Origin of the sequence: Carbonatibacter coralli, from assembly GCF_039592655.1 — a bacterium.
Lineage (GTDB): Bacteria > Pseudomonadota > Alphaproteobacteria > Kiloniellales > Kiloniellaceae > Carbonatibacter > Carbonatibacter coralli.
The window spans coordinates 1-25,882 of record NZ_JBBUTJ010000016.1 but is presented as its reverse complement, the minus strand read 5'-3'; the positions used below and the strand labels follow the sequence as shown (position 1 = coordinate 25,882).

The following is a 25,882-nucleotide window of genomic DNA, read 5'->3' as shown; positions in this document are numbered from 1 at the left end:
TTCTGTCTCCATTAAAGAAAACAGACACATGTGTGTGTACACGTATGATGCATAAACCGACAGTTTTACTGATACAAACAGCAAACCGCCGCCTACGCATCCCTTCCAAAAAACTATGTCAAACAGCTGATCCCAAAAGGATCTTTAATCTCGTCCAACCGAGCCGCACTCAACCGTGCCGCCCCGTCGGTGAAGGCCCTTTTAAGGAACTCGCTCAACACACGCAACCCCTTTTTTGCAGAAAAAAGACAAAGATTTGAAGTTTTTAAAAGATCACACAAAAAGAGAGCAAAAGAGGAATATTATTACCAAAAACACCCCCACAGAGTCAGAATAGACCTCTGTCTCGTTTTACAGCCACCGGGACTCCCTGAAAAAGCGTTCCCCAGCCCCGGATGATTCGCAACAGACCGGGCGCCCCTGTTTCTGATTGGACATCAGCACCGGCAGGCATTCCTTAAAGGAAGATGATCAAGGACTAACGGCCCGGAACCGGATTTGCGGACAGACAGGCAGGCACAGGCCCTCCAAACAAAACAGCGAGACAGACCTCTCAGAACCTGACTTTATTCAAAAAAGCTATAACCCTTTTCGATAAGCAACAGAGACAAGTCCCACAAAGGATGATAGCTCAGGAAAAACACACTCCGTTCACAGCAATAAAAACGTCCCGCCTCAACGCGGAAGGGAGAATGAAAATGAGCAAAAAAAGCCCGCTCTGTGCAAAGCCGGTTAAAATGCTCCGGAAACAGCTCGCGATCGCTGCCTTTCTCATCACCGGACTGACAGCAGGGGCAACAGACAGCCCGGCAATCGCCAGCGACGAGAAGACAATCATTGTCCAGTCAACCACATCAACCCAGAACTCCGGCCTTTACAATGCCCTGCTCCCGGTTTTTGAAGAAGAAACAGGAATCACCGTGCGCGTTGTTGCTGTTGGCACCGGTCAGGCCCTGAAGAATGCCCGCAACGGTGATGGAGATGTTCTGCTGGTTCATGCAAAAAGTGCCGAGGAGGCTTTCGTTTCCGAAGGCTACGGCCTTGAACGTTTTGATGTGATGTACAACGACTTTGTCATTGTCGGCCCGCAGGACAACCCCGCCAGGCTGAGCGGAAACGACACGATCACAGAAGCCCTGCAAAAGATCGCAGGAAGCCAGAGTCTCTTTGCTTCCCGGGGAGACGATTCAGGAACCCACAAAAAGGAAAGCCAACTCTGGAAAACAGCAGGAAAAACCCCCGCAGACAGCAGTGGTGGCTGGTATCGGGAAACCGGCTCCGGAATGGGTGCCACTCTGAACGCCGCCATCGGGATGGGAGCCTACACCCTCACGGACCGGGCGACATGGATCAAGTTTGCCAACAAGGCAGATTATACAATCCTCAACGAAGGCGACCCCGCCCTGTTCAACCAGTACGGCGTGATACTGGTCAATCCGGACAAACATCCCCATGTCAAAGAAGCAGAGGGACAGCGCTTTATAGACTGGCTTTTGTCCGAGAGAGGGCAAGACGCCATCAGGGCCTACAAGGTCAATGGACAGCAGCTCTTCTTCCCGAACGCCAAGTAATCCATATAAAGGTGCATGCAAACAGCCTGCGTCATCCCTTTTCGCGGGATGGCACATTTTTCCGGTCATTAATTGCTCTTTTAGAAAAACGTATTACGCTGCAAACGACTATCCATTCAAAAGGGCCTTCCATGCGTGTCATTTCAAAAGGTACAGGGTTCAAGTTTCTGCTTCTGACTCTTGGCTGCATCGGGCTTGGTGCGTGCAGCCCCATCTATGAAGCCACCAAAGGCTGGGGCAAGGATCTGGTTACAGACGTTGCAACATCCATTGAAGAATCGAAGAAGAACCGAAAAACGGCGCAAGCGGAAGGCAGCCAGGCTGCACAGCCTGACATTGACAAGGAAACAAACCCGGAAAACAGCGCACAACCCCGCACGAAGCCACGCTACGTCAATACGGACTCCTCTCCCGATCAGGCCGGGACAGAAACAGCTGAAAAGGCAGAGGAAACAGACAGCGCTGCAACAAAGCCCCAATCCGCCAAGACAGAAGAAACCACAAAAAAACCACCTGTAAAGGTAAAGGCAAAGCCGCAAACAGCGGACAAGACGAAAGGCTCCTACGGTCTGCACCTGGCATCCTACAAGAAGAAGGCCACAGCCGAGCAGGACTGGAAAAACCTGAAAAAGGTCTTTGGAGCAGAACTCAAAGACCTGAAGCCGGATTATCCGAAGGTTTCAATTTCCGGCAAGGGGGATTTCTACAGGATTGTTGCCGGCAGCTTTGAAGAGAAGGACAAGGCCACGCAAAGCTGCAACGCCCTGAAAGCCAAATATCAATACTGCGCCGTCGTAAAAGGCCGTTAAGCCTCCCCTTCGCAGAGAAGAATAGCAAGCCCTCCGAGAGTGAAATCACCCTCCCGGCGCCCTTGATCAGGCACCGGATCGCGACTTACAGGCACAGCGCGATAAGAGGCTCGCCCCGGGAAGTGCATCCAATCGCGCCAGATGGCAGCGTAAAGAAACCTTTTCCCGAAGCCGGTTGTTCTTTCAGAATTGTAATCTGTCTTTGTATTTCAGCAACCGCTGGAGAGATCTTCCAGTTCATCCGGATCATTAATCTGCACAAACCCGGCGTCCGGAATGGAAATAACGCCATTCTTTTTCAGGGCACTGAAGGTCCTGCTGACAGTCTCTGTCGTCAAGCCCAGATAATCACCGATATCACTGCGGCTCATGGGCAGGGGAACAGATGTTGCCAGCGGATTGCGCCGCAAGGACCGCTCGTACAGGGTCTTGATAAAGGAAGCAACCTTTTCCTGAGCCGTCTTGCGCCCCAGCAACAGCATCTGCTCCTGGGCCAGCACCAGTTCGTTGGACACCATGTTCAACAGTCTGTGTTCCAGATCGGGAACATCGCGCATCAGCTTTTCAAGCTTTGGTCTGGAGAAACGGCACAGTGTGCAGTTTTCAACGACTTCCGCAGAGTAGGCATAGCAATCGTTCATTGCGATACCCATAAAATCGCCGGGAAAGAGAAAGCCTGTAATCTGACGGCGTCCGTCGGGCAGGAGCTTGTAGAGTTTCAGGGCTCCGGATGTCACATTAAAGAGGTAGCTTGCAGGGTCGGCTTCATTGATGATTGTCTCCCCTTTCTGGGCAGACTGCTCAAAAGCCAGTTCGGAAAGACGCTTGAGATCATCACAACCAAGAGCATTGCAGAGAGCCATTTCACTCACACTGCATTTGTCACAGGGCTTGAACGGCATGGAGCCTGTTTCCTGTGGAGCGCTTGATTGAGAGGTATACCTCATGGTTTGACTACTCACTATTAACCGTCGAAATTCTCATCCTGGGAAACGCCCTCGACAGCTTCAATACACTGCTCACAGGCATCATGGCAACAGAGAAAAGCAATCATCTTGACCTATCAAGTCAGGCCAGAGCCAACGCAAAATCCACAGTACCACAGATTATCCACAAAAAGAACTCGTCCCTTAAGCACTTTGAAAAAGCAGCCTTACCCGATTTGTACAGATCGGGACTTGATATAAATCAAAGACACCTTGCCCGTTTTTCACAATGCTATGCTGAAAGCAAGGAATCCATCAGGGAAAGACCAAGTGCACATTGAACTCACTCCAGTCACACAGCGAAACAGAGACATGGTCTTTCCCCTTATCCAGTCGGCCAACACCTTGGTCGAAATCGGAAAATGGCAGGACTTTGTTGATCTGCAAATCCAGATGGATGCGGAAAGCGGTATCATTGCTGCCCGGGCCTCAAACGGTATTTACGTCGGGCTGGCCTGTTATCGGGCCTTCTCCGACGTCAAACATGAAAAGGTTCTCGAGGTTTCACATTTTGCCTCTGCCGGTCTGACCAGAACCGGAGAAATTGCGGTCAGCATTCTGACCAATCTGGAAAAGGAAGCCAAAAGACTGGGATGCAAGGCTGTGCATATCTGTTTTGACACACCGGTTTCCGAAAGTTCTGCACAGTCAGAACAGACTGTAGCCAACAGCCTGAAGGGTTGCGGTTACGAGCAGGATGCAGTCCGTTTGTGCAAGACCCTGTGACATTCCAGCACACCAAAAACCATACTTTTCCGATATATAACCCAAAACACAGGCTTTTTTTTGAAGAATTCCAGATTGCGACACTGATGCACATTGACTTAGGTCAATGCCATTCAGTAGTGAACAGGCTAGGAACAACCAAGGTGACAGGATTCTGTCTTTTCAAAGAGAGCAATCCCGCCACAAACGATTCTCGATCTGTGCGATTGCGGCAGACTGTTTTGGCTGGTTCATAAAGGCCTTTCAGAACATTCCAAGGCAGCAGGACAGATCAAACCGACGAACGAAAAATAAGGCGACTTCAGGAATGACATGGGAAACACCTGTTAAAGGAAGATCATCCGTTGAAGGATGGATCATGTCCGCCGGTCTGTCAGTATTGGCCTTTCTGGCCTTTCTCGCAGCCGCCCGGACTGAAGATGCCCTGATGAGCGTCCATGCCTATACTTTTGGCGGGGCGTTTCTTCTGGGGATCTTTTACATCGTCAAGTCTCACTTCGACAAGGAAGAGTGGCTGGCAAGTGCTGAGAGTGATCGGCCCGTAACCTACAATCTCTCTGTCGTCAAAGCAGGTGTCATTGCCTCCGTTTTCTGGGGCATTGCCGGTTTTGTGGCAGGTGATGCTGTCGCGTTTCAGCTGGCCTTTCCTGCTCTGAACTTTGACACATCCTTCATCAACTTTGGTCGCCTGCGTCCTCTGCACACCTCGGCTGTTATCTTTGCCTTTGGTGGCAACGTGCTGATCGCGACATCATTCTATGTTGTACAGCGTACATCCAAGGCTCGCCTGCCTGGTCAGTTTGCACCATGGTTTGTCTTCTGGGGTTACAACCTCTTCATCGTGGTCGCAGCAACCGGTTATCTGCTGGGTGTGACCCAGGGCAAGGAATACGCCGAGCCGGAGTGGTACGCCGACCTCTGGCTGACAATCGTCTGGGTCGTTTACCTGCTGGTTTATCTGGGCACACTCTGGAAGCGTGAAGAGCCGCATATCTATGTGGCAAACTGGTTCTATCTGGGCTTCATCGTGACCATCGCCATGCTGCACATTGTCAACAACCTCGCCGTTCCGGTGAGCTTCTACGGCACAAAGTCCTACATTGTCTTTGCCGGTGTTCAGGACGCCCTGATCCAGTGGTGGTACGGTCACAATGCGGTGGGCTTCTTCCTGACAGCCGGCTTCCTTGGCATTATGTACTACTTCGTACCGAAGCGTGCCGAGCGCCCTGTCTATTCCTACCGCCTGTCCATTGTGCACTTCTGGTCCCTGATCTTCATGTACATCTGGGCCGGGCCTCACCACCTGTTCTACACAGCGCTTCCGGAATGGGCGCAAACCCTCGGCATGACCTTCTCCATCATGCTCTGGATGCCGTCCTGGGGTGGCATGATCAACGGCCTGATGACCCTTGCCGGCGCATGGGACAAGCTGCGCACAGACCCTGTTCTGCGCTTCCTGGTGATCTCTGTCGCGTTCTACGGCATGTCCACCTTTGAAGGCCCGCTGATGTCCATCAAGACAGTGAACTCCCTCAGCCACTACACAGACTGGACTATTGGTCACGTCCATTCCGGTGCCCTGGGCTGGGTTGCCTTTGTCAGCTTTGGTGCGATCTACTGTCTGGTTCCATGGCTCTGGGGTCGTTCACAGCTTTATTCCAACAAGCTGGTGAGCCTGCACTTCTGGGTCGCGACCATCGGTATCCTGATCTACATCGTTTCCATGTGGGTTGCCGGTATCATTCAGGGCCTGATGTGGAGAACCTACGACGAGTTCGGTTTCCTTGAATATTCCTTCGTGGAAACAGTCCAGGTCATGCACCTTCCGTACATTGCGCGTGCTGCTGGCGGCCTGCTCTTTGTCATCGGTTCCCTGATCATGGCTTACAACATCTGGCGCACAATCCGCGGCGATGTTCGTGATGAGAGACGCCAGACAGACCCAATTCAAACCCCTGATCCTGTAGCGGCATCCTAAGGGGGAGCAAAAATGATCAAACACGAAGTATTTGAAAAGAATTCAATCACCCTTCTGGTTGCAGCGCTGATCGTTGTCTCCATTGGCGGCCTGATTGAAATCACCCCGCTTTTCTTCCTGGAAAGCACCATTGAGAAGGTCAAGGGCGTTCGTCCCTACAGCCCTCTCGAACTGGCTGGCCGTAACATCTACATCCGTGAAGGCTGTTACACCTGTCACTCCCAGCAAGTCCGCTCCCTGCGTGATGAAGTAGAGCGTTATGGCCCCTACTCCCTCGCGGCAGAAAGCATGTATGACCACCCGTTCCAGTGGGGCTCCAAGCGTACTGGTCCGGATCTGGCCCGTGTTGGCGGCAAATACTCTGACGAGTGGCACCGCGATCACCTGATCGCTCCGCGCAGCCTTGTTCCGGAATCCATCATGCCCGGCTATCCGTTCCTGCAAACCACTCCGCTGAAATATGCGGACATTCAGGCACACCTGGAAGCCAACGAGATTGTCGGTGTCCCCTACGACAAGGACATGATCGAAAACGCAATGGCCGATCTGAAAGCACAGGTCGATCCGGATGGTAATTACGATGATCTTCTGGCGCGCTATCCAAAGGCACAGGTTCGTGACTTTGATGGCAACCCGGCAATGATCTCTGAAATGGATGCATTGATTGCCTATCTCCAGATGCTGGGGACACTGGTGGATTTCAGCACATTCGAAGCTGAAAAGAACATCCGCTAACAGGCAGTAATTTGTGTGATTTGACGTCGTCGAACGTCAGGAAGGAAGAGACCTGTGACAGAATTTGAAGCAGCGATCACTTTTACAAAATCCTGGGGACTGGTTTATCTGGTCGTCCTGTTTGTGGGCTTTGCAGGCTATGCCTTCTGGCCCAGAAACAAGAAAAAGTTCGATGACGCATCACACATTCCGCTCAAGGAAGATTAAAAATGGCTAAACCAAGAAAAGATGACGTCACCGGTATTCATACCACCGGCCACGAATGGGACGGCATCGAGGAGTTGAACACTCCAATGCCGCGCTGGTGGCTCTATGTATTCTACGCCTGTGTCGTATGGGCAATCGGGTACTGGGTTCTCTATCCTGCATGGCCTCTGGGCGATGACTACACCAGGGGTGTTCTCGGTCACTCCCTGCGTCAGGAAGCACTCAACGATGTGGCTGCTGCGAAAGAAGCCCGCAAGGAGATCGAGGATCGCCTGCTGGCAACCGAACTGGACGATGCACGCAAGGACGAAGAGCTGATGCGCTTTGCCCTCGCAAACGGCAAGTCTGCTTTTGGTGACAACTGCGCAGCCTGCCACGGCTCCGGTGCTGCAGGCGCCAAGGGCTTCCCGAATCTGAACGATGATGACTGGCTGTGGGGCGGTACTCTGGAAGCCATCCACGAGACACTCCGCGTCGGTATCCGTGCAGAAAACGAGGACACACGTTTCAACGACATGCCTGCCTTCCTGAATGACGGCATTCTGGATCGCGATGGTGTCAACGATGTTGCCGAATATGTTCTGTCCCTCTCCGGTGTGGAAACAGACAAGGCAGCCGCAACACGCGGTGAAGAGATCTTTGCATCACAGTGTACAGCCTGCCACGGTGACAACGGTCAGGGTCTTGAGGATCTGGGCGCCCCCAATCTGACAGACGCCATCTGGCTCTATGGTGGTGACAAGGACACGCTTGTCGAGACAATTGCCTACAGCCGTCGCGGTGTGATGCCGGCCTGGGAAGAGCGTCTTGACCCGGCGACAATCAAGTCTCTGGCCCTGTTCATCCACTCTCGCGGTGGTGGACAGTAAGCGGGAACCCTCGCAAATAGCAAAGAAACTATCAAAAGAAAGGGGGCGACAATACGCCCCCTTTTCTCTGTCTCAAAACGTGAGATAACAGCACAATAACACTATGCTTCAATAAGAAAGCTCATTGAGAGATGTCCACCAACCTGGAAAAACTCGTTGCAGATTCGACCGTGGAGGTCGAAGCCGTCAACAACACAGAAGTGCGGTCCTTATACAAAAAACGAGAGCCAATCTTTCCAAAGAAGGCAGAGGGAACATTCCGTCGCCTGAAATGGATTATCATGGCCATCACACTCGGGATCTATTACATCCTGCCCTGGATCCGCTGGGACAGGGGGCCCAATGCTCCCGATCAGGCCGTTCTGATTGATTTTCCAACGCGCCGTTTCTATTTCTTCTTTATCGAAATCTGGCCGCAGGAAGTCTTCTTTGTTGCCGGAATACTGATTGCAGCCGCGCTGGCCCTGTTTCTGTTTACAGCGCTTTTCGGGCGCGTCTGGTGTGGCTATGCCTGCCCGCAAACCGTCTGGACAGATCTTTTCATTGCTGTGGAACGCATGATTGAAGGAGACCGCAATGCGCGGATCAAGCTTCACCGCGCAGCCTGGTCCATGGACAAGATCACCAAATACACCCTGAAGCACAGTGCCTGGCTTCTGATTGCTGTTGCAACCGGCGGTGCCTGGGTCTTCTACTTTGATGATGCCCCCAAGCTGTTTGTCGACCTCTTCACACTCGACGCCCCGATGACGGCCTATGTCTTTGTCGGCATGCTGACCTTTACGACCTATACTCTCGGCGGTCTGTCGCGTGAACAGGTCTGTATCTACATGTGCCCCTGGCCCCGTATTCAGGGTGCCATGCTGGATGAGGACTCCCTCGTTGTCACCTATCGCTATGACCGCGGTGAACCCCGCGGGCACATCAAGCAGGTTATGGAGGACACTCCGAAAGGCGATTGCATTGACTGTAAAATGTGCGTCGCTGTCTGCCCGACCGGAATTGACATCCGCGACGGGGCACAGCTTGAGTGCATCAACTGTGCTCTTTGTATCGACGCCTGTGATACAATCATGGACAAGATCGGCAAGCCGCGCGGACTGATTGCCTATGACACCGACGCCAACATGCGCCGCCGTCAGGACGGGGAAAAGGAAAAACTCAACCTGTTCCGTGCCAGAACAGTTGTCTACTCGGTTCTGCTGGCTGCAACCATGGCTGCCATGCTCTTTGCCCTCAATGCCAGATCCGTTCTGGATTTGAATGTCCTGAGAGACCGCAATCCGCTGTTTGTAACCCTGTCGGATGGTTCCATTCGCAACGGCTACACCGTGAAAATCCTGAACAAGATCAGGGAACCGCGTTCCTTTGTTCTCTCCCTTTCCGGTCTGCCCCTGCAATCGGTAAAGATCAACGGGATCGAACCCGATGCCAACGGCACCTACGTTATTGATGTCAAACCGGACAAACTGCGGTCATTCCACCTGTTCGCAGCGGTCAGATCGGACGACCTGAGTAGCTCGTCACAGCCGATCTCCATTACGGTGACCGACACCAAAACGCAGGAAAGTGAAACCTATAACAGCGTCTTTATCGGTCCGAACAGGGACCAGTAGAACAGACGACTGAAGAAAACAGGCCCTGTCATTGAGCGGAAATTGATTTCGGTCATTGCCCGGGCCTGCAGACTCGGCGATAAAGGTCGCCATAAACGCAGCCTCTATGGAATGTGGACGGACATTTCGGCTGCACCATTTGGTAAAGAGATACGAAAATGGCAAGCAATCAGAACTCTGCCCAACAGGACGGGCAGGATCTTGGTCAGAAAGGCAGCAGGGAAAAACAGCTCACCGGCAAAATGGTTCTCGCCATGTTTGTCGGCTTCTTCATGACTGTTTTTGTCGCCAACGGCATCTTTCTTTACTTCGCCAACAAAACCTGGACCGGGCTATCAACCGAGAACGCCTATGACCGGGGCCTTAACTACAACGAGGTCATCGAACGCGAAGAAGCACAGAAAGAACTGGGCTGGAGCAGTTCTGTCGAATTCCTGCCCGCCCGCGACAGTCTCAGTCTGCAGGTCGTCTTTCTTGACCGGAACAGCAACCCTGTCCAGGGGCTGGAGGTCTCTGCAAAGATCCAGCGTCCCTCCCTTGATCGCTATGACCAGACGATCAGGCTTCTTGAAGTCAACTCCGGCGAATACAGCAGCCCTGTCAGGGTCGATCTGGATGGCCAGTGGCAGGTTGATGTGACAGCAGTTCGCCCGGACGGTTTCGAATATCTGCTGCGCGAACGCCTCTTCCTCCAGCGTGAGAACAACCAGTAGGGGTCGCCCAATGTCCAGTTGCTGTGCATCGAAGAAAACACCCTCTGCTGTTGAAACAGAGCAGGCAGGATGCTGCCCGTCATCCAAAATGGCCAGCGAGCAGCCTTCCGCTGCAGGCTGCTGTTCCTCCCAAGAGGGGCAACAGGCCGAACAGACGCCACAACAGCCAGCAACCTCTTCAAGCGCACTTGATCCATCTGCCTACGTCAGGAAGTCGGAGGATGGCCTTTCCTCCCTGCATCTGATTGTCGATTCCATCCATTGTCCGTCCTGCATTCGCCAGATCGAAGGCAACATGAAAAAGCTGCCCGGCATCAAGTCGGCACGGGTCACCCTTGCAACAAAACGCCTGGCCGTTACCTGGGATGAAGAACAGACGGCAGCGACAGAAATCACAGCTCTGCTGGAGCGTCTGAACTTCCCGCCCACGCCCTTTAATCCGGAACTGCTGAGCCAGGCAAAGGACGAGGAGGACAAAAGTCTTCTGCGTGCCATGGGCGTTGCAGGTTTTGCCTCCGCCAACATCATGATCCTGTCCATCAGCGTCTGGTCCGGTGAGGAACTCGGATCGGCAACGCGCGATCTCTTCCACTGGATTTCCGCGCTGATCGCTCTGCCAACCGTGGCCTATTCCGGACGCCCCTTCTTCCGTTCAGCCTTTGCATCGATCCGCGCTGGCTCCCTGAACATGGACGTTCCCATTTCACTGGCTGTTCTGCTGGCAACGATCATGTCTGTCGTCCAGACCTGGCACAGTGAGCATGAAGCCTATTTTGATGCCGGTGTCATGCTGCTCTTCTTCCTGCTGATCGGACGCTATCTGGATCGTCGCATGCGCACAAAGGCCCACTCGGCTGCCCAGAACCTGCTGTCTCTCCGCGCTGTTGCCGCAACCGTTCTTGAACAGGACGGCTCGACCCGCTCCCTGCCGGTCGAACAGATCGAGCCGGGCATGCAGGTTGCTGTCGCTTCCGGTGAAACCATCCCTGTTGATGGCACCATTACAAAGGGTGAGACAGAACTGGACACAACCCTTGTCACCGGTGAGTCCCTGCCCCAGTCTGCAAGACAGGGAGATGCTGTTTACGCAGGTACTGTCAACATGGGGCAACCTATTGAGGTCCACGTAACCTCCCGCGATGAAGGCACATTGCTGGCAGAAATTGTCCGCCTGATGGAAGCCGCCCAGCAGGGACGAGCAAAATACATCCGGCTGGCAGACCGCGCGGCCCAGATTTACGCCCCTGCAGTCCACACCCTTTCCCTGCTGACCTTCCTGGGCTGGTACTTTATCGGGGATGCCAGCTGGCAAATCGCCCTTCTCAATGCCATTGCGGTTCTGATCATCACCTGCCCCTGTGCCCTTGGCCTTGCTGTTCCAGCGGTTCAGGTCGTTGCCAGCGGCATTCTGCTCAAACGCGGCGTTCTCGTAAAATCGGCAGACGGTCTCGAGCGACTTGCAGCGGCAGACACGATCGTTTTCGACAAGACGGGAACTCTCACCGAAGGGCATCCCCGCCTGCAAAACAGTGACGAGATTTCCCCGGTGGCTCTTGCGATGGCAGCGTCCCTTGCGCTCCGAAGCAAGCACCCGCTTGCCCGTGCAGTGACTCTGGCTGCCCCCGATACCCAGGCTGCAGAAAATGTCGAGGAAGTATCCGGCCAGGGACTGCGATGCCTTGTCAATGGCAAGGAAGTCCGCATCGGCAAGCGCGAGTGGTGCAGCATCAGCGACGAGGATGCCCTTCAGTTTGCATCGAAAGCTGCTGATGCGGAAAGCAACAGTGAACTGTGGTTGCGTGTTGAGGGAGAAAACCCGGTTCACTTCACCTTTGATGATCGTCTCCGCCTTGATGCCGCCGACACCATGAAAGACGCAGATACCCTTCTGTCCGGTCGCTATCTTCTTTCCGGTGACCGGGAAAAGGCTGTTGCCCGCGTTGCCCGGACACTTGGCTTTGGCAACTGGACAGCAACGGCTTCTCCCAAAGACAAGATATCACAACTGGAACAACTGGCTGGCGAAGGGCGCAAAGTCCTGATGGTCGGCGACGGCCTGAACGATGCCCCTGCTCTGAGCGCTGCCTATGTCTCTGCTTCTCCCGCAACGGGAACCGATGTCAGTCAGACTGCGGCGGATTTCATCATTCAGGGCAGAAAACTGCGCCCGCTGATGAAGGCCATTTCCGTTGCCCGAAAAGCCCGCTATCTGATTTTCGAGAACTTTGGTCTGGCTCTGGTTTACAATCTTGTCGCCGTTCCGGTTGCCATGGCAGGGCTTGTGACCCCTCTGATTGCATCTGTTGCCATGTCCGGCTCTTCCATTCTGGTGATCATCAATGCCCTTCGCCTGAAACTTGATGACCGTGACGACGCAATCTAAACGAACAGTGGATGACACACGATGGACGTTCTGATTTTCCTTATCCCTGTCGCCCTCTTCCTTGGAGGGATCGGACTGGTCTGCTTCCTGTGGTCCCTGCGCTCGGGTCAGTACGAGGATCTTGAAGGCGCCTCCTATCGTGCACTCTTTGACGACGAGGACGACATCACAACCCCGCCGGAGCATGACACCGGAAAAAAGCAGTAAACGCTTTGGTTTTCATTGGTCAGACCAAAGCAGGTGCCCTCAACAAGACAGACAGGCAACCGGTGGGACACATTCCCAGCTGCTGCGGATAAAAAGCAAAAGGCCGGGTTCTCAATGACCCGGCCTTTTTCCGTAACAATCTGTTTCCGGATCAAGGATCGTGATCAGTTGCCGAACAGCTTGTTCAGGGCCCCGCCAATGGCATCCGGCTCGACAGGAAGCTTTTCGATAATCTCGTTCGCCTTGTCGTCATCCCCTGTCAGTTCCTTGATCAGGTTTTCCGGATTGCTCAACTGATCTTTCACAAGACCTTCCAGATCGGGGGCGATCTGCGGATCAGACCAGCTTCCCTTGATCAGGACAGGAATACCCACACCCTTGGCATCAGCGTCACCACCCTGCCCTTCAAGGTCGGCAACAGCTCTGGGTGTAACGGTGTAGTCAACTGTCCGGGGCGGCAGAGGCACCTGGCCCTGTCCGGTCAGACGGAACAGAGGCGCCACCATCAGCAGGTCACTGTTCTCAACCACACCACTGGTCACCTTGAAGCTGCCGGACAGCTCGGCAAAATCCGTTGTCTTGCTGTCACTGAAAGCATTGTTCAGTGCATCAAGCGAGATATTGCGGATCAGTTCGGCAATGTTGATTCCTGTCAAAGCACCATCACGGAACTGGACATCTCCATCACCGTTCAGCGCGGAAACCATGGCCTTCTGGCTGTTGCCTGTCGTCACGATGGAAATATTGGCAGAGGCTGTCCCGCTCAAACGGTCAAAGTCAGCCGCATCGGAGAGCAGAGGCTGGGCCTGAACGCCAACCAGTCCGAAATCAACAGCCGCCTTCGCCACAGAAGACGAGGCATCCAGCGCAACACGCCCCTGAGCAGCACCATCATAAAGCGCCAGCTGGTTCAGATCCGCTTTGAGCTTTCCGTCCTGAAGCTCAATGGCCAGATCCGCTTCACCAATTGTGATCTTGCGAACCTTGATACCATCCGATTTCAGCTTGAGGTTTGCATTGAGCTGGCGCAGAGCAGAAAGATCAATCGGCTCATCACTCCACCCCTGCTCGGCAGAAACCGGCTTGGATGCTGTGTTTTGCGCTGTTTCCGGGGAAGAGGCAGAGCTTTCCGCTCCGGATTGCTCCTGTTCTTCCGCAGGCAGGTAAGGTGTCACATCCAGAATGCCGGTTTTCAGATCGGCTGTCAGCTTTGGCACAGAACCGGACAGATCCGCAGCCACATCACCAGAGGCCTGTAAAGCATCAAATACGAGCTTCAGACCGTTGGCCGCGATCATTTTATCGTTCAGGGAAACAGAGCCCGTCAGGGAAACGTTTTCGAAAATGTCCTCGCGCTGACGCTCCAGTGGCACTTCAACCCAGTCCAGCAATCCCTTGAGGGAGGGAATGGCGAGTTCCAGATCACCCTGCATCTTCAGAACGGCTGCACTTTGAACAGTTCCGTTATAGCCAAAGCTCACAGGAGCGGAGGTCACATCCAGCTTTGCCACTGTGGCTTCCTGCCCGAGCAGCGTTTTTGGTGTTGTAATCTCGGCTTCCAGGGCAATGGTCTGCTGCTTCCAGTCCAGTGTTCCGTTCAGCTGCATTGGCGCATCCAGTGCACGCAGTTCAACATCGAGGTTGATCGCGGAGATTTCCTCGGAAACACCACCCTTCTGATCAATGTATCTGACACGTCCCTCGATCAGACGCACATCACCGAGGCTGAGCCCTGTCAGCGGCACATCCCCGGAAGAGGATGAGGAAGACGAGGCATCAGCGGATTGATCCGCAGCCGGTTGTGCGGCATCAGGGTTCTCCGTTCCGGCAGGAGCATCAAAAACCCAGTTGCCTTTTCCATCTGCAGAAACCTCCAGCAGAATGTCGGGGCGATCCAGAACGAACCTGTCAATCACGAGATCCTTGCCCAGTGAGGTGATCAGCGGCAGAACCTGCAACTCCACAGACAGAGCACCGATGCTCGCCATGGGTTCGGAAGTCGACGATGACGGGGCGTTCGAGAAGGTTACATCCGACAGTTCAACCCTGGCCGTCGGGATCAGGGCCAGTTTGATATCTCCCCCAATAACCAGCTCGCGCCCGGTGGTCTTGCGAACCTGATCCTGGATCTCAGGCTTGTAGTTGTTCAGATCAATGAAAAAAGGCACGATCAGAACGATCGCAATCAAAAGCAGCAAGGCGCTGAGCAGCCCGACAAGTATCTTGCGCATTTGGTCCTCCAAAATGCAGTCTGAGCAGGACTTGGCCCCACACCATCGTCCCAAAACAGTATGTTCCCCTTTTTGCCATGAAAAAGAGGAACATACCAGTTTTCGTCAGAATTTATTCTGATGGTGACGCATTATTTGATCACACGGATCTCAACACGACGGTTTTGGGCTTCTTTCACGTTATCCGCTGTTTCAACCGCCGGGTCACCTTCACCCTTGACGATTGAACGGACAGAAGCGTTTACACCCATTGACTGCAGTGCATCAACAACAGCCTGGGCGCGTTTCTTCGCCAGGTTGACGTTGTACTTGCTGTCACCGGATGTATCGGTGTGACCGGAAACCAGCAGGCGGGATGCACCATGCTTCTGTGCGGCATCTGCGGCCTGCTGCGCGATCTTGCGACCGTCATCGGAGAGGCTGGCATCATCAAAACCGAAGTAGATGATAAAGGGAGCCAGTGGTTCCGGTTTCGCGACAGGCTTCGGAGCCGGAGCCGGCTTGTTCAGCGCAGCCTCAACCTTGGCCATTGCCGTTTCGAAAGCAGCGCGGCAGTTTGCAATATGATCAGGCTGAATGTTTTCTTCCTGCTCCTGAATCCAGCAGTCATACATGACCTGTGCTGTCGCCATGTCGGCAGGTGCAACAGAGGCTCCACCCGCAGCCAGAGCCGAGGTCACGCGGAAGCGTGCACTTTGTAAATCATCAAAGAATTCTGCATCAATTTCGCGGCTGTCCAGCGTGTCAGGCGCTACGTCCTGGCCTTCTGCTGCTGCAATGGCCTTGTCTGCAAAATGATCGGAGTCCGCATAGTCAACTTCATCAAGTTCAGACTTGGACAGATCAACGTACCCTTCATACAGCCATTGCTGGAACGTTGTTCCCGAAGGCTTGAGGCTTGTCGCAGTACGATAACTATCCGCACAGGCAGCCAAGGTCAAAGAAGCCACACCAATTAAAAGAAATTTTTTCATAACAGTTATCCCCTGTTAAACAGTTTATGGTTCTGCCCTTGATCACAATTCCATGTACTCAAGTGCTCCTATTTAAACACGATTTACCTGTAATAGTGCGACAAAAAAGAGTCTGATCTGTGAAAATTACACCAAAAAGAGAAATAAAATCACTTTTGTAAGAAGTTGTTCACTCAAAAGGAAAAAAGGTTACTTCAATGATCCTTCACAAATAAAAAGGGCGCCTCAAAGGAGCGCCCTTTTTACTGATACAGACATTATGATCAGGAGAAAGCATCCGGCATGGAGTCTTTCTTTTCCTTGATAAAGGCCTTGAGAGCCTCATCAATCGCCGGATCGATTGACGGTTGCTGATAGTTTTCGAGCGTCTTTTTAACCAGCGCATTCGCACGCTGGTAAGCATCCTGGGAACCCTCGGACTCCCATTGCTCGAACGAGTTGTTGTCAGCAATTGTTGAACGGAAGAAAGCCGTTTCAAAGTTGGCCTGTGTGTGTGCACAACCCAGGAAGTGGTTGCCCGGACCAACCTCACGGATCGCATCCATGGCCTGACCGTTCTCTGTCAGGTCGTAGCCTTCAGCCATCTTTTGCATGGCAGCAAGCTGATCCGCATCCATGACGAGTTTCTCGTAGGAGGAAATCAGACCACCCTCGAGCCAGCCCGCAGAGTGAAGCGCAAAGTTCACACCGCCAAGAACGGTTGGCAAAATGGTGTGTGCGGCTTCATAGGCGGCCTGTGCATCCGGAACCTTGGAACCACAGAGGGAACCACCGGAACGGAACGGAACACCAAGGCGACGCGCCAGATGCGCCATACCATAGAGAACCAGAGCAGGCTCAGGCGTACCGAAGGTCGGCGCACCGGACTGCATGGAAATGGAGCTTGCGAAGGAACCGAGAACGACCGGAGCACCCTTGCGAACCATCTGGGAGAAGGCAATACCTGCCATGCCTTCGGCAAGCGTCTGGGCCATCACACCAGCAGGTGTCACAGGCGCCATCGCACCGGAAAGGATAAACGGTGTGATGATACAGGCCTGATTGTGACGCGCATAAACTTTCAGCGCACCCAGCATTGTGTCATCAAAGGTCATCGGGGAGTTCGCGTTGATCAGGCTGATCATCACTGTGTTGTTTTCAACGAACTCGTCGCCGAAAAGAATTTTACACATCGCGATCGCATCTTCCGCGCGCTCCGGAGCCGTCACAGATCCCATGAAAGGCTTGTCGGACAGCGTCATGTGAGCATAGAGCATATCCAGGTGACGCTTGTTCACAGGAATATCGCAAGGCTCACACACAGTACCACCGGAGTGGTGCAGTGCCGGCATGGAATAGATGATTTTTACGAAGTTCTGGAAATCCTCGATTGTCGCGTAACGGCGACCACCTTCGATGTCACGAACAAAGGGAGGGCCGTAGACAGGAGCAAAAACAGTGTTGTCGCCACCGATTTCGACAGACTTTTCCGGATTGCGGGCATGCTGCGTAAATCTGGATGGCGCATGAGAGCACCATTCACGCGCAAGACCACGCGGGAAGCGAACCCGCTCGCCCTCTACGGAACAGCCGTTGTCTTTCAGAATCTGGAGAGCTTCCGGATCATCACGGAACTCAATGCCCACTTCCTCAAGAATGGTTTCTGCGTTTTCCTCAATGATCTTGAGGCCTTCTTCAGACAAAGGCTCGTAGTAAGGAATATTACGCGTTATATAACGGAAGCTTTCAATAGCACCGCCGCCACCGCGAGAAGCACGGCGCGCACCGGCACCACCACCAGCACGACGACCACGTCCTTTGCGTTCTGTCGTATCAGACATTTTTATCCCTCTCAAAATTGAGCTGGTCTTGCGCAACCATCCGGTTCGGACTGCCAAGACTTTACACTATTTTCTTTGTTGTTTCCTGTATTATCCGAAAGTCTGGGGACATTCAGTACAGCCTCGAGCAAGGACTCGACATCAGCCACAGGGCTTTCATCTTTTTCCTGCTATCATCAGGAATTCTCGTCCTGTCCCGGAAAATCGTCTTGTCGTTCGTCGTCACAGATAGAGCAAAAGACGACATGCTGTCACAGATCACCGCTGCAAAAAATGACAGGAAACTGCACTTTAATCACAATTGTGACGTTCAAAATTTTGCGTTGTGTCGTAAAATGCAGTCGCTCTGACGCTATGCGACAGGATGAAACAGAGCCCATTGCACAGAGTTAAAGACAGATTGGACCTGTCTGCTTTCAGAGTGACTGTCACGGGAACGGAAACAGCATCCACATCACGCACACCCGGGGAGAAATCCTGCCGGGGCAAGAGTTTTTCGCAGGAGTCGAAACAATGAAATCACATTATAAAGCCGTGGTCATCGGCGGTGGTGCCGTCGGTGTCGGTACTCTTTACCACCTGGCCAAAAAAGGCTGGTCCGATGTTGCTCTGCTTGAGCGTCACGACCTGACATCCGGTTCCACATGGCACGCTGCCGGTCTGCTGCCACTGTTCAACATGAGCTACTCTGTTGGTAAAATTCACCAGTACTCTGTTGACCTCTACTCCAAACTGGAAGAGGAAACCGGCCTGAACTCTGGTCTGAAGCAGGTTTCAAACATTCGTCTGGCCCGTACACAGGACCGTATGGACGAGTACAAATACTACGTTGGTGTTGCGAAAACACTCGGCGTGAACGTCAAGTGGCTCTCCACTGAAGAGCTGAAGGAAATCTGGCCACTCTGCAACACAGACGGCATCCTCGGCGCGATCCAGCATATCGACGACGGTTACGTTCAGCCGGCTGAACTGACACAGGCCATGGCAAAGGGCGCGCGTAACAGCGGTGCCGAAATCCACGAGCACACAGCAGTGATCGGTCTGGAGCAACAGGCAGACGACACCTGGATCGTCAAGACCGACAAGGGTGACATCTCCTGTGAGCACGTGATTTCCTGTACAGGTAACTTCGCACGCAAAACCGGTGAAATGGTCGGCCTCGACATTCCGGTCATGCCTGTTGAGCACCAGTTCATCGTGACTGAAGCACACCCGGACATCAAAGCCCGTCACGAACAGGGCCTGCCTGAAATGGGCGTTCTGCGTGAATCTGACTCGTCCTGGTACATGCGTGAAGAAGCTGGCGGCCTGCTGCTCGGCCCATACGAGGTTGGCGCGCCTGTCTGCTATGTCGACGGTCCTGAAGAGAACACAAAATACGAACTGTTCAACGAAGACATCGAACGTCTGATGCCGTACATCGAAACAGCATTCGAGCGCGTTCCGGCCTTTGCTGAAGTCGGCATCAAAACCACATACAACGGTGCGATTGCCTACACTCCCGATGGTTCTCCGATCATCGGTCCGGCATGGGGCCTGAAGAACTTCTGGCTGAACGAAGGTCACTCCTTCGGTATCACCGCAACCGGTGGTGCGGGCTGGCAGCTGGCCGAGTGGATTGTTGACGGCGAGCCGACAATCGACATGTCCGGCGTTGACCCGCGTCGTTTCGGCCCTTATGCAAGCCGTGGCTACCTGAAGAAAAAGAACGAGGAAGCCTACGCAAACGTCTTCACCGTTCACTACCCTGACGAATCCCGCCCCGAAGCACGTGGCCTGAAGCAGTCTCCCTGCTACAGCCGCATGAAGGATCTGGGTGCAGTCATGGGCACTATCTACGGCTGGGAGCGTCCGAACTGGTTTGCGCCTGAAGGCTATGGCCTGACAGACGAAGACCTGAACATGGACGACACCATCACCCGTGAAAACCACTTCCCGGCTGAAGAAGGCAAACTGCCTGTCGAGAAATGGTCCTTCCGCCGTTCCAACTACTTCGAACACGTCGGCAACGAGTGCAAGAACGTTATGGAAAACGTTGGACTGCTCGACATGTCCGCCTTCTCCAAGTTCGAAGTAAAGGGCCCTGGTGCAGAAGCATGGCTGGAAAGCCTGGTCTGTAACAAGATCCCGAAAAAGATCGGTCGTCTTGGTCTGACCCACATGCTGACCCTGCACGGTGGTGTTCGCGCTGAATTCACCATCCTGAAAACCGGCCCACAGAGCTACTATCTGGTGTCTGCCGGTGCCCAGGAACGTCACGACTGGGATTACCTGACCAAGCTGAAGCCGAAGGACGGCTCTGTTGAGCTGCAAAAGATCACCACACAGATGGGCGTCTTTGTGATCGCAGGTCCGAAGTCCAAGCAGCTGATGGAAAAAATCTCCGACGCTGATTTCTCCAACAAGGCCTTCCCGTGGCTGACCGCACAGCGCATCTCCGTTGGTATTGCGCCTGTCACAGCAGCACGTGTGAACTTCGTTGGTGAACTCGGCTGGGAAATCCACCATCCGATCGAGATGCAGAACTACATCTTCGATCTGCTGATGGAAGCCGGCGAAGAGTTCGGTCTGAAGCCATTCGGTATCCGTGCCATGGACTCCATGCGCCTGGAAAAATCCTACCGCCTGATCCCGACAGAGATGTCTATCGAGTACTCTGCTCTGGAATCCGGTCTGGATCGCTTCGTTCGCCTGGACAAGGAAGACGATTTCATCGGCAAGCAAGCCCTGATCGACTGGAAGGAACGCGGTTTCGAAAACCAGTTTGTGACAATGGAAGTGCACGACATCAAGGATGCTGACGCGCGCGGTTCCGAGCCAATCTACCTGAACGGTGAAATGGTTGGTCGTGTAACCTCTGGCGGTTACGGCTGGCGTATCGGCAAATCCCTGGCTCTGGCCATGGTGCGTCCCGATCTGGCTGAAATCGGCAAGGAACTGGAAGTCTACATCCTCGGCGAGATGCACAAGGCCACAATCATCGAGGAATCTCCATACGACACTGAAAACAAGAAGCTTCGCAACGTCGAATAAGCTTCTGTTTCAAGACACGAAAAAGGCGACCTCCGGGTCGCCTTTTTTCTGCCTGCCTGGAAATCACTGAAAAGACGTATACTTCTTTGCAATCTCCTGATGAACTCCCTGGGCCTTGATCAAAACCAGCCCCTCGTTGAACTTATCGAGATAGTACTCCGAGCGCGGGTGTTTCCGACTGATGCAGAGATACTGATTGTGCTCCTGCTCTGTACTGTCCCAGACTTCTCCAGCCTCGACAAAAGGAGCCAACTGGTATCTGAAAGCAACAGAATTGCCATACAACAGATCCACCCGCTTGTTGATCAGCTTCCTGATCAGCGAAAGATCATCCGAGGAATAATCCAGCTTTGGAAAACCCCGTTTTTCCAGAATTCTTGTCGAGGCATAGCCTTTGCCAACACCGATTTTGTAGTCTTCGGCCTCACCGAGTGAAAAATCTTCGGGTTTCAGATGCGATCCCAGTCCCACAAAGCTGAAATCAGCCGTGCTCACAGCATTTGAATAACGGAAAAGCTCCAGACGCTCCCTGTTGTAAAGACAGGTCACAAGCGCAAGCGCCCTGCCCTCGGCAACATTCTTGAAGGCTCTCGCCCACGGCATGAAGGCATAGGACACATCAATGCCGACCGCCGCAAAGGCTTCTCTGACGATTTCAACATCCAGCCCGGAATATTCACCGGTTTCGGAATTGTAGAGAGCATAGGGAGGAAACTCGACACCCTGAATTTCAATGGACTGTCCGGTCTCTTCAGCCTTCAGGGAACGGTCCACTCCAACAAAAGAGAATGACAGGAAACCACACAACAGGAAACCAGTCAGGCCCTTTGCCCTGCTGCCCCCGCTAAAACACAACTGCATTGAATTTATCCTGCACAGAAATCGGTCAAACCCTTTGATTTTTTTTCGGAAACAATTCTAGTTGGCACCAAAATTACCAAGGATTTGTGCATAGATACCATTGCCACGTATCAAATCAAATCCTTCTGTAAACTTGTGAAAAAAGTACTCTGCATTCGGATAATCCCTGCTGAGACACAGATGATAGGAGGTGCGCTCCACTGTTACGGCCCACAGCTGCTGCCTTTCCGACCACTCCCTGATGAGATACTGGATGGCCGTGGTGTTGTTGTAGACAATATCGACGCGCCCATCCCTCAGCTTCATCAGGGTCTGCATTTCATTGTTGGAATAGTCCAGCATGAAACCCAGCTCCTTGAGCCTTTCAGACTGCGCGTAGCCATTGATCACGCCGATTTTGTAATCTCTGATGTTCTTGAGCGTAAACTCGCTTTTGGGCACAACGTTGGAAAAGCTGATAAAACTCTCGTCTGCATAGCTTATCGGATCTGAAATCCAGAAAAATTCCTCACGCTCCTTGTTGCTCAGACAGCTCAGCAAGGCAGGGATCTTGCCCTGAACCGCAAGGTTGTAGGCCCTGTTCCAGGGAAGCGTCCTGTAAACAACCTCTATCCCCACAGCCTCAAAGGCCGCCGAGACAGTCTCGACGTCCTGACCGTCGACAGTCTCATTTTCAAAGATGGAATAGGGCGGGAAGTGAACAGCGTAGATGTCGATCGAGTTCAGTTCTGACAAAAACGTATCCTGAGCGTGACTTTTGACAGATGCCAAAGCCAGGACAACCAAAGTCAAACCAAGATTTCGCAAGCTATTCGCCATCACCTGATCGAATGCTGTTCAGATAAAATGAATACACAAGAATAATCATAACACACAAAACAGACAATTGATCAAAAAAGCATACATATATGCACATAAAAACAGAAAGCCCCTGACAGTAAAGTCAGGAGCCTTCCATCAGTCTTCTTCATGAGAAGGACAGGTTACAGAGTAGTATTGATCAGAAGTGTCACCTCTTCACCATCTGTCGTCTGTCCGGTGTACCTGGTGAACTCAATACCGGCAGTCGCACCTTCAGTACCAGTGACAGTCTCTCCTGTGTTGGTCCATTCGCCACCATAGAGATTGACTTCGTCCTGTGCCTCTCCCCTGATGACGAAAAGCGTATTGTCTTCATCAGTGATGTCCAGAACATCCTGAACGTTCAACTGACCGACAGACGAGCCAACCGGAGAAAAGACACCAAAATCCTCAAACCCGGAACTGCTGTTACGCATGTCAATCACTTCAATATTGCTGATCCGATCTGTATCAAAGTGATTGTTGCCGGTTGAGGCTTCCGGATCGACCCAGTAGGAAACATTTCCGGCTGCAACAAAGACATCACCGGAAGACGGATCCGGCAATTCCAGAACATCAAAACCGTCACCGCCATCAATATCTGTGTTCAGTGTGAACGGAAGCACATCATTCTGACCACCATCGTTCACAGCAGTCAGATTGATTGTCAGCGTCGCCGTTGACTTGTCACCATCCGCATCTGTGACCTCGTAGGTAAAGACATCACTGGCATCGGCATCAATAACATCTGCCTTTGCAACATAGTCATACGAGCCATCTTCTCTGAGAGTCAGCGTTCCGAGAGACGTTTCGACCGGTGATCCCAGAGCAACCGGAGTTCCGGTTCCCGCAACGACACCTGTCACAGCAATCGCATCGACAGAGGTATCATTTGCAAGGACACCCGCTGCAGCTGCAACATTGAGCGTTTGTCCTTCGTTGACGGCACCAAGATCAGCCACTACGGACGGCCCCTCATCAAAGAGCGTCACCGCGAAATTACTTTCAACAGAATCTCCATCAGCATCGAAGATCTTGAATGCAAAATTAATGTCGAGGGAATCATTATCCAGATGATCAAGACCGCCTGTAGAAACAAAGGAGTAAGAACCACTCTGAAGATCAGACAGTGAAATCGTGAAGATTGTCCGGACAGGATTTCCTGCTGTCGCGCTCAGAACAGTTCCGTTGGCAGACAAAGCAAAACTCAGGCTTTCTCCATTCGATGTAAGCCCCTGCCCCTGAAGATCGGTAATGGTTGAGTCGGTAAAGACAACAGCACGATCCCCTGCAGCAGGCGTTCCGTCAGCACCAACACCACCGTTCACCTGCTGATTGGCCTCATCTGCGCCAAAATCAATCCCCCCACTGTCTCCAATAGCAAGACCAAAACCTTCCGGAGCACCCAAGAACGCTCCCGAAAAACCGGTAAACTCCGGTGCATCATCACGAACAACCAGAAGAGGACCAAGATCCACATCAGCAGAGGCCGTGTCATCGTCTCCGTCTGTCACAGTCAGCTTCAGGGAGACAACATTCTGCACAATGGCAACGGCTTCATTGTCCTGCGAAGGATCATCATGTCGAACGGTACGGGACAGCTCAAAGCTCACTTCACCGCTGTCATTAACGGACAGACGAACAGCCTCATCACCGTTTTCATCACCCAGACGACCTACAACTTCTCCATTTTCCAGATAGAGCCTGATCACCTCACCGGTTTCGCCATCAACAAGACCGCTGTCGACGCCCTCTGAAGACAACTCCAGCTCATAGACATGGGACTGCTCGCCATCCGCACCGGCATCCACAGAGAAGAAACCGGCAAAGCTGCGGGAAGCAGAAACAGCCCCCCCGTTGCCCGGAAGGTCTGTCTCGTCGACGGTCAGCAAACCGCCCTGATTGGCAACAGAAAGAGTCACATTGACATCACCAAAATCACGATCACCCAGATTGCGCAGGTCTTCCCAGTTGGAATTGCCCTGACGACTGCTGTCAATCTCGTGGTCCTGACCGTCAACATTCAATCCCGGAATGGAGAAGAAAGCATTGGCGCCATTGCCAACAAGCGTTGTGCCGTTTTCATCAACCGCAACCCACTGACCATTTTCGAAACGGAAGGTCACATCATCACCATCGTTCAGATCATCATTGCGACGATTGCCGTTCGGGATGATAAAGGTTCCAAGCCCGACAGCATTGGCCGGGATATCACCACCACTGATCGACAGGGAATTGTCAACACCCAGGGCACTCTTCACATTGGCCAGAATGATCTGACCACTGATCGGCTCTCCGTTCGCATCAACAAAGAAATAACCGTAGGAGTTCTGATACCCGGCAAAGGAGCTGTGAACAGTCGCATCCAGCTGGAAGTCGGTCCCCGGCGCAATGTCATAAATGCCATCCGCGCCCTGATCGGCAACAACAGTTGGCGTATCATCCTGAATGGTGACAGTCAGGGTTTCCTCATCCTCGTCACCATCACCGTCACGGGTCAGGAAGCCAAAGTTCAGATCCAGCGGATCATTGAGATTGCTTCCATCCACGGAACGATCAGGATGATTAATCGGACCGTTCAGCGTAATTGTGTATTCAAAGCTGTCCGGATCAACCACCAGCGTGATGATGTCTGTCGCACCATTGTCAATGGTGCCAACCAGAACCAGGTCGCCATCGCCATTGGTCGTCACATCGCCAAAGACAACATTCTGATCGCCGGACCGCAGCACTTCGCCCTCAAGACGACCATCCTCACCATCTTCCCAGCCCTCGAAGCGCAGACCGACAACCCTGATCCCGTCAGGATTGGCATCCACATCAAGAACACCGGACAGCTGGTCATTGGCAGTATTGCCATCTGACAGATCAGCTTCGTTCAGAGTGCCGGCAAAGACATCGTGTGCATCGGCTTCCTCATCCTCAACAACAACGGACAGTGTCGCGGTTGCAGTATCACCATCGCCATCTGTGACGGTGTAGTCAAAGTTCAGCGTCAGCGGATCACGATCATTCGCATCGTCTTCCAGAGACAGATCAGGATGATCAATCGCCTTGAACAGTTCAACGCTGTAGGCACCGGTGGCCTGATCAACAGTCACAGTGAGAACAGGCGTGGAACCACCATCGACAGTCCCGCTCAGAACAATATCGCCATCAACAACAGTCTGCGTGAACACAACAGTCTTGTCGCCGGACGTAATTGTGGAACCGGACGGGTCACTGTCTTCCGTGTCTTCATAGCCAGCAAAAGCAACAGAGGTAATTTCACCGCCATCAGCACCGGGGCTGAACTCCAGATCACCGGAGATGGAGAGACTTTC

The 25,882-nt window shown here is 53.0% G+C and carries 20 protein-coding genes; 13 read left to right on the top strand and 7 right to left on the bottom strand.

The window, feature by feature from the left end; genetic code table 11:
• Positions 1 to 698 precede the first annotated feature (698 nt).
• Positions 699 to 1,571, top strand: a complete 873-nt coding sequence (locus AAAH10_RS16455; RefSeq protein ID WP_343565570.1) for an ABC transporter substrate-binding protein — start codon at positions 699 to 701, stop codon at positions 1,569 to 1,571.
• A 131-nt stretch (positions 1,572 to 1,702) separates the two neighbouring features.
• Entirely contained in the window at positions 1,703 to 2,380 is a 678-nt protein-coding gene (locus AAAH10_RS16450) for an SPOR domain-containing protein (RefSeq protein WP_343565568.1), read from the top strand.
• 209 nt (positions 2,381 to 2,589) lie between these two features.
• On the opposite strand, the gene AAAH10_RS16445 is transcribed toward AAAH10_RS16450, so the two are convergent.
• Positions 2,590 to 3,282: a Crp/Fnr family transcriptional regulator gene (locus tag AAAH10_RS16445; RefSeq protein WP_343565566.1), complete on the bottom strand. Its 693-nt coding sequence runs from the start codon at positions 3,280 to 3,282 to the stop codon at positions 2,590 to 2,592.
• Positions 3,283 to 3,296: 14 nt separating this feature from the next.
• Between AAAH10_RS16445 and AAAH10_RS16440 the strand changes: the two genes are divergently transcribed.
• The 10 genes from AAAH10_RS16440 to ccoS all read left to right on the top strand — a co-directional run bounded on the left by AAAH10_RS16440 (position 3,297) and on the right by ccoS (position 12,800).
• Positions 3,297 to 3,647: a hypothetical protein gene (locus AAAH10_RS16440; protein ID WP_343565565.1), complete on the top strand. Its 351-nt coding sequence runs from the start codon at positions 3,297 to 3,299 to the stop codon at positions 3,645 to 3,647.
• 31 nt (positions 3,648 to 3,678) lie between these two features.
• Positions 3,679 to 4,092: a hypothetical protein gene (locus AAAH10_RS16435; RefSeq protein WP_343565563.1), complete on the top strand. Its 414-nt coding sequence runs from the start codon at positions 3,679 to 3,681 to the stop codon at positions 4,090 to 4,092.
• Between the two features lie 358 nt (positions 4,093 to 4,450).
• On the top strand, positions 4,451 to 6,070 hold the full coding sequence (ccoN, locus tag AAAH10_RS16430; RefSeq protein ID WP_343565561.1) for a cytochrome-c oxidase, cbb3-type subunit I: 1,620 nt from the start codon (positions 4,451 to 4,453) through the stop codon (positions 6,068 to 6,070).
• A 12-nt stretch (positions 6,071 to 6,082) separates the two neighbouring features.
• On the top strand, positions 6,083 to 6,805 hold the full coding sequence (ccoO, locus tag AAAH10_RS16425) for a cytochrome-c oxidase, cbb3-type subunit II (protein ID WP_343565559.1): 723 nt from the start codon (positions 6,083 to 6,085) through the stop codon (positions 6,803 to 6,805).
• A 54-nt stretch (positions 6,806 to 6,859) separates the two neighbouring features.
• Positions 6,860 to 7,012, top strand: a complete 153-nt coding sequence (locus AAAH10_RS16420) for a cbb3-type cytochrome c oxidase subunit 3 (RefSeq protein WP_343565557.1) — start codon at positions 6,860 to 6,862, stop codon at positions 7,010 to 7,012.
• A gap of 2 nt (positions 7,013 to 7,014) precedes the next feature.
• Positions 7,015 to 7,881 carry a cytochrome-c oxidase, cbb3-type subunit III gene (gene ccoP / locus AAAH10_RS16415; RefSeq protein ID WP_343565555.1) on the top strand — a complete coding sequence of 289 codons (867 nt, stop codon included), beginning with the start codon at positions 7,015 to 7,017 and terminating at the stop codon, positions 7,879 to 7,881.
• 131 nt (positions 7,882 to 8,012) lie between these two features.
• A complete protein-coding gene (gene ccoG, locus AAAH10_RS16410; protein WP_343565553.1) occupies positions 8,013 to 9,497 on the top strand; it encodes a cytochrome c oxidase accessory protein CcoG in 1,485 nt (494 codons plus the stop codon).
• Positions 9,498 to 9,655: 158 nt separating this feature from the next.
• Positions 9,656 to 10,210 (top strand): FixH family protein, encoded by a 555-nt coding sequence (locus AAAH10_RS16405; RefSeq protein WP_343565551.1) that lies wholly within the window; start codon positions 9,656 to 9,658, stop codon positions 10,208 to 10,210.
• 10 nt (positions 10,211 to 10,220) lie between these two features.
• Complete coding sequence (locus tag AAAH10_RS16400) at positions 10,221 to 12,593, top strand: heavy metal translocating P-type ATPase (RefSeq protein WP_343565549.1); 2,373 nt, start codon at positions 10,221 to 10,223, stop codon at positions 12,591 to 12,593.
• Positions 12,594 to 12,614: 21 nt separating this feature from the next.
• A complete protein-coding gene (gene ccoS / locus AAAH10_RS16395; RefSeq protein WP_343565548.1) occupies positions 12,615 to 12,800 on the top strand; it encodes a cbb3-type cytochrome oxidase assembly protein CcoS in 186 nt (61 codons plus the stop codon).
• A gap of 164 nt (positions 12,801 to 12,964) precedes the next feature.
• Here ccoS and AAAH10_RS16390 read toward each other — a convergent pair whose 3' ends face one another.
• From AAAH10_RS16390 to AAAH10_RS16380, 3 genes are all read right to left on the bottom strand, one after another.
• Positions 12,965 to 15,031, bottom strand: a complete 2,067-nt coding sequence (locus AAAH10_RS16390) for an AsmA family protein (RefSeq protein WP_343565546.1) — start codon at positions 15,029 to 15,031, stop codon at positions 12,965 to 12,967.
• Between the two features lie 131 nt (positions 15,032 to 15,162).
• Positions 15,163 to 16,005, bottom strand: coding sequence for an OmpA family protein (locus AAAH10_RS16385; RefSeq protein WP_343565545.1), 843 nt, complete (start codon positions 16,003 to 16,005; stop codon positions 15,163 to 15,165).
• A 263-nt stretch (positions 16,006 to 16,268) separates the two neighbouring features.
• Positions 16,269 to 17,825, bottom strand: a complete 1,557-nt coding sequence (locus AAAH10_RS16380) for a trimethylamine methyltransferase family protein (protein WP_343565543.1) — start codon at positions 17,823 to 17,825, stop codon at positions 16,269 to 16,271.
• 513 nt (positions 17,826 to 18,338) lie between these two features.
• Between AAAH10_RS16380 and AAAH10_RS16375 the strand changes: the two genes are divergently transcribed.
• Complete coding sequence (locus AAAH10_RS16375; RefSeq protein WP_343565541.1) at positions 18,339 to 20,858, top strand: GcvT family protein; 2,520 nt, start codon at positions 18,339 to 18,341, stop codon at positions 20,856 to 20,858.
• A gap of 63 nt (positions 20,859 to 20,921) precedes the next feature.
• Here AAAH10_RS16375 and AAAH10_RS16370 read toward each other — a convergent pair whose 3' ends face one another.
• From AAAH10_RS16370 to AAAH10_RS16360, 3 genes are all read right to left on the bottom strand, one after another.
• On the bottom strand, positions 20,922 to 21,719 hold the full coding sequence (locus AAAH10_RS16370; RefSeq protein WP_343565540.1) for a substrate-binding periplasmic protein: 798 nt from the start codon (positions 21,717 to 21,719) through the stop codon (positions 20,922 to 20,924).
• 57 nt (positions 21,720 to 21,776) lie between these two features.
• On the bottom strand, positions 21,777 to 22,454 hold the full coding sequence (locus AAAH10_RS16365) for a substrate-binding periplasmic protein (protein ID WP_343565538.1): 678 nt from the start codon (positions 22,452 to 22,454) through the stop codon (positions 21,777 to 21,779).
• Positions 22,455 to 22,702: 248 nt separating this feature from the next.
• Positions 22,703 to 25,882, bottom strand: a 3,180-nt coding sequence (locus AAAH10_RS16360; protein WP_343565535.1) for a DUF5801 repeats-in-toxin domain-containing protein, incomplete at its 5' end; no start/stop codon positions are given.

Coding starts and splice junctions, on each gene's coding strand:
- AAAH10_RS16455 (WP_343565570.1), top strand. CDS start 699: ATGAGCAAAAAAAGCCCGCTCTGTGCAAAGCCGGTTAAAATGCTCCGG.
- AAAH10_RS16450 (WP_343565568.1), top strand. CDS start 1,703: ATGCGTGTCATTTCAAAAGGTACAGGGTTCAAGTTTCTGCTTCTGACT.
- AAAH10_RS16445 (WP_343565566.1), bottom strand. CDS start 3,282: ATGCCGTTCAAGCCCTGTGACAAATGCAGTGTGAGTGAAATGGCTCTC.
- AAAH10_RS16435 (WP_343565563.1), top strand. CDS start 3,679: ATGGTCTTTCCCCTTATCCAGTCGGCCAACACCTTGGTCGAAATCGGA.
- ccoN (WP_343565561.1), top strand. CDS start 4,451: ATGTCCGCCGGTCTGTCAGTATTGGCCTTTCTGGCCTTTCTCGCAGCC.
- ccoO (WP_343565559.1), top strand. CDS start 6,083: ATGATCAAACACGAAGTATTTGAAAAGAATTCAATCACCCTTCTGGTT.
- ccoP (WP_343565555.1), top strand. CDS start 7,015: ATGGCTAAACCAAGAAAAGATGACGTCACCGGTATTCATACCACCGGC.
- ccoG (WP_343565553.1), top strand. CDS start 8,013: ATGTCCACCAACCTGGAAAAACTCGTTGCAGATTCGACCGTGGAGGTC.
- AAAH10_RS16405 (WP_343565551.1), top strand. CDS start 9,656: ATGGCAAGCAATCAGAACTCTGCCCAACAGGACGGGCAGGATCTTGGT.
- AAAH10_RS16400 (WP_343565549.1), top strand. CDS start 10,221: ATGTCCAGTTGCTGTGCATCGAAGAAAACACCCTCTGCTGTTGAAACA.
- ccoS (WP_343565548.1), top strand. CDS start 12,615: ATGGACGTTCTGATTTTCCTTATCCCTGTCGCCCTCTTCCTTGGAGGG.
- AAAH10_RS16390 (WP_343565546.1), bottom strand. CDS start 15,031: ATGCGCAAGATACTTGTCGGGCTGCTCAGCGCCTTGCTGCTTTTGATT.
- AAAH10_RS16385 (WP_343565545.1), bottom strand. CDS start 16,005: ATGAAAAAATTTCTTTTAATTGGTGTGGCTTCTTTGACCTTGGCTGCC.
- AAAH10_RS16380 (WP_343565543.1), bottom strand. CDS start 17,825: ATGTCTGATACGACAGAACGCAAAGGACGTGGTCGTCGTGCTGGTGGT.
- AAAH10_RS16375 (WP_343565541.1), top strand. CDS start 18,339: ATGAAATCACATTATAAAGCCGTGGTCATCGGCGGTGGTGCCGTCGGT.
- AAAH10_RS16370 (WP_343565540.1), bottom strand. CDS start 21,719: ATGCAGTTGTGTTTTAGCGGGGGCAGCAGGGCAAAGGGCCTGACTGGT.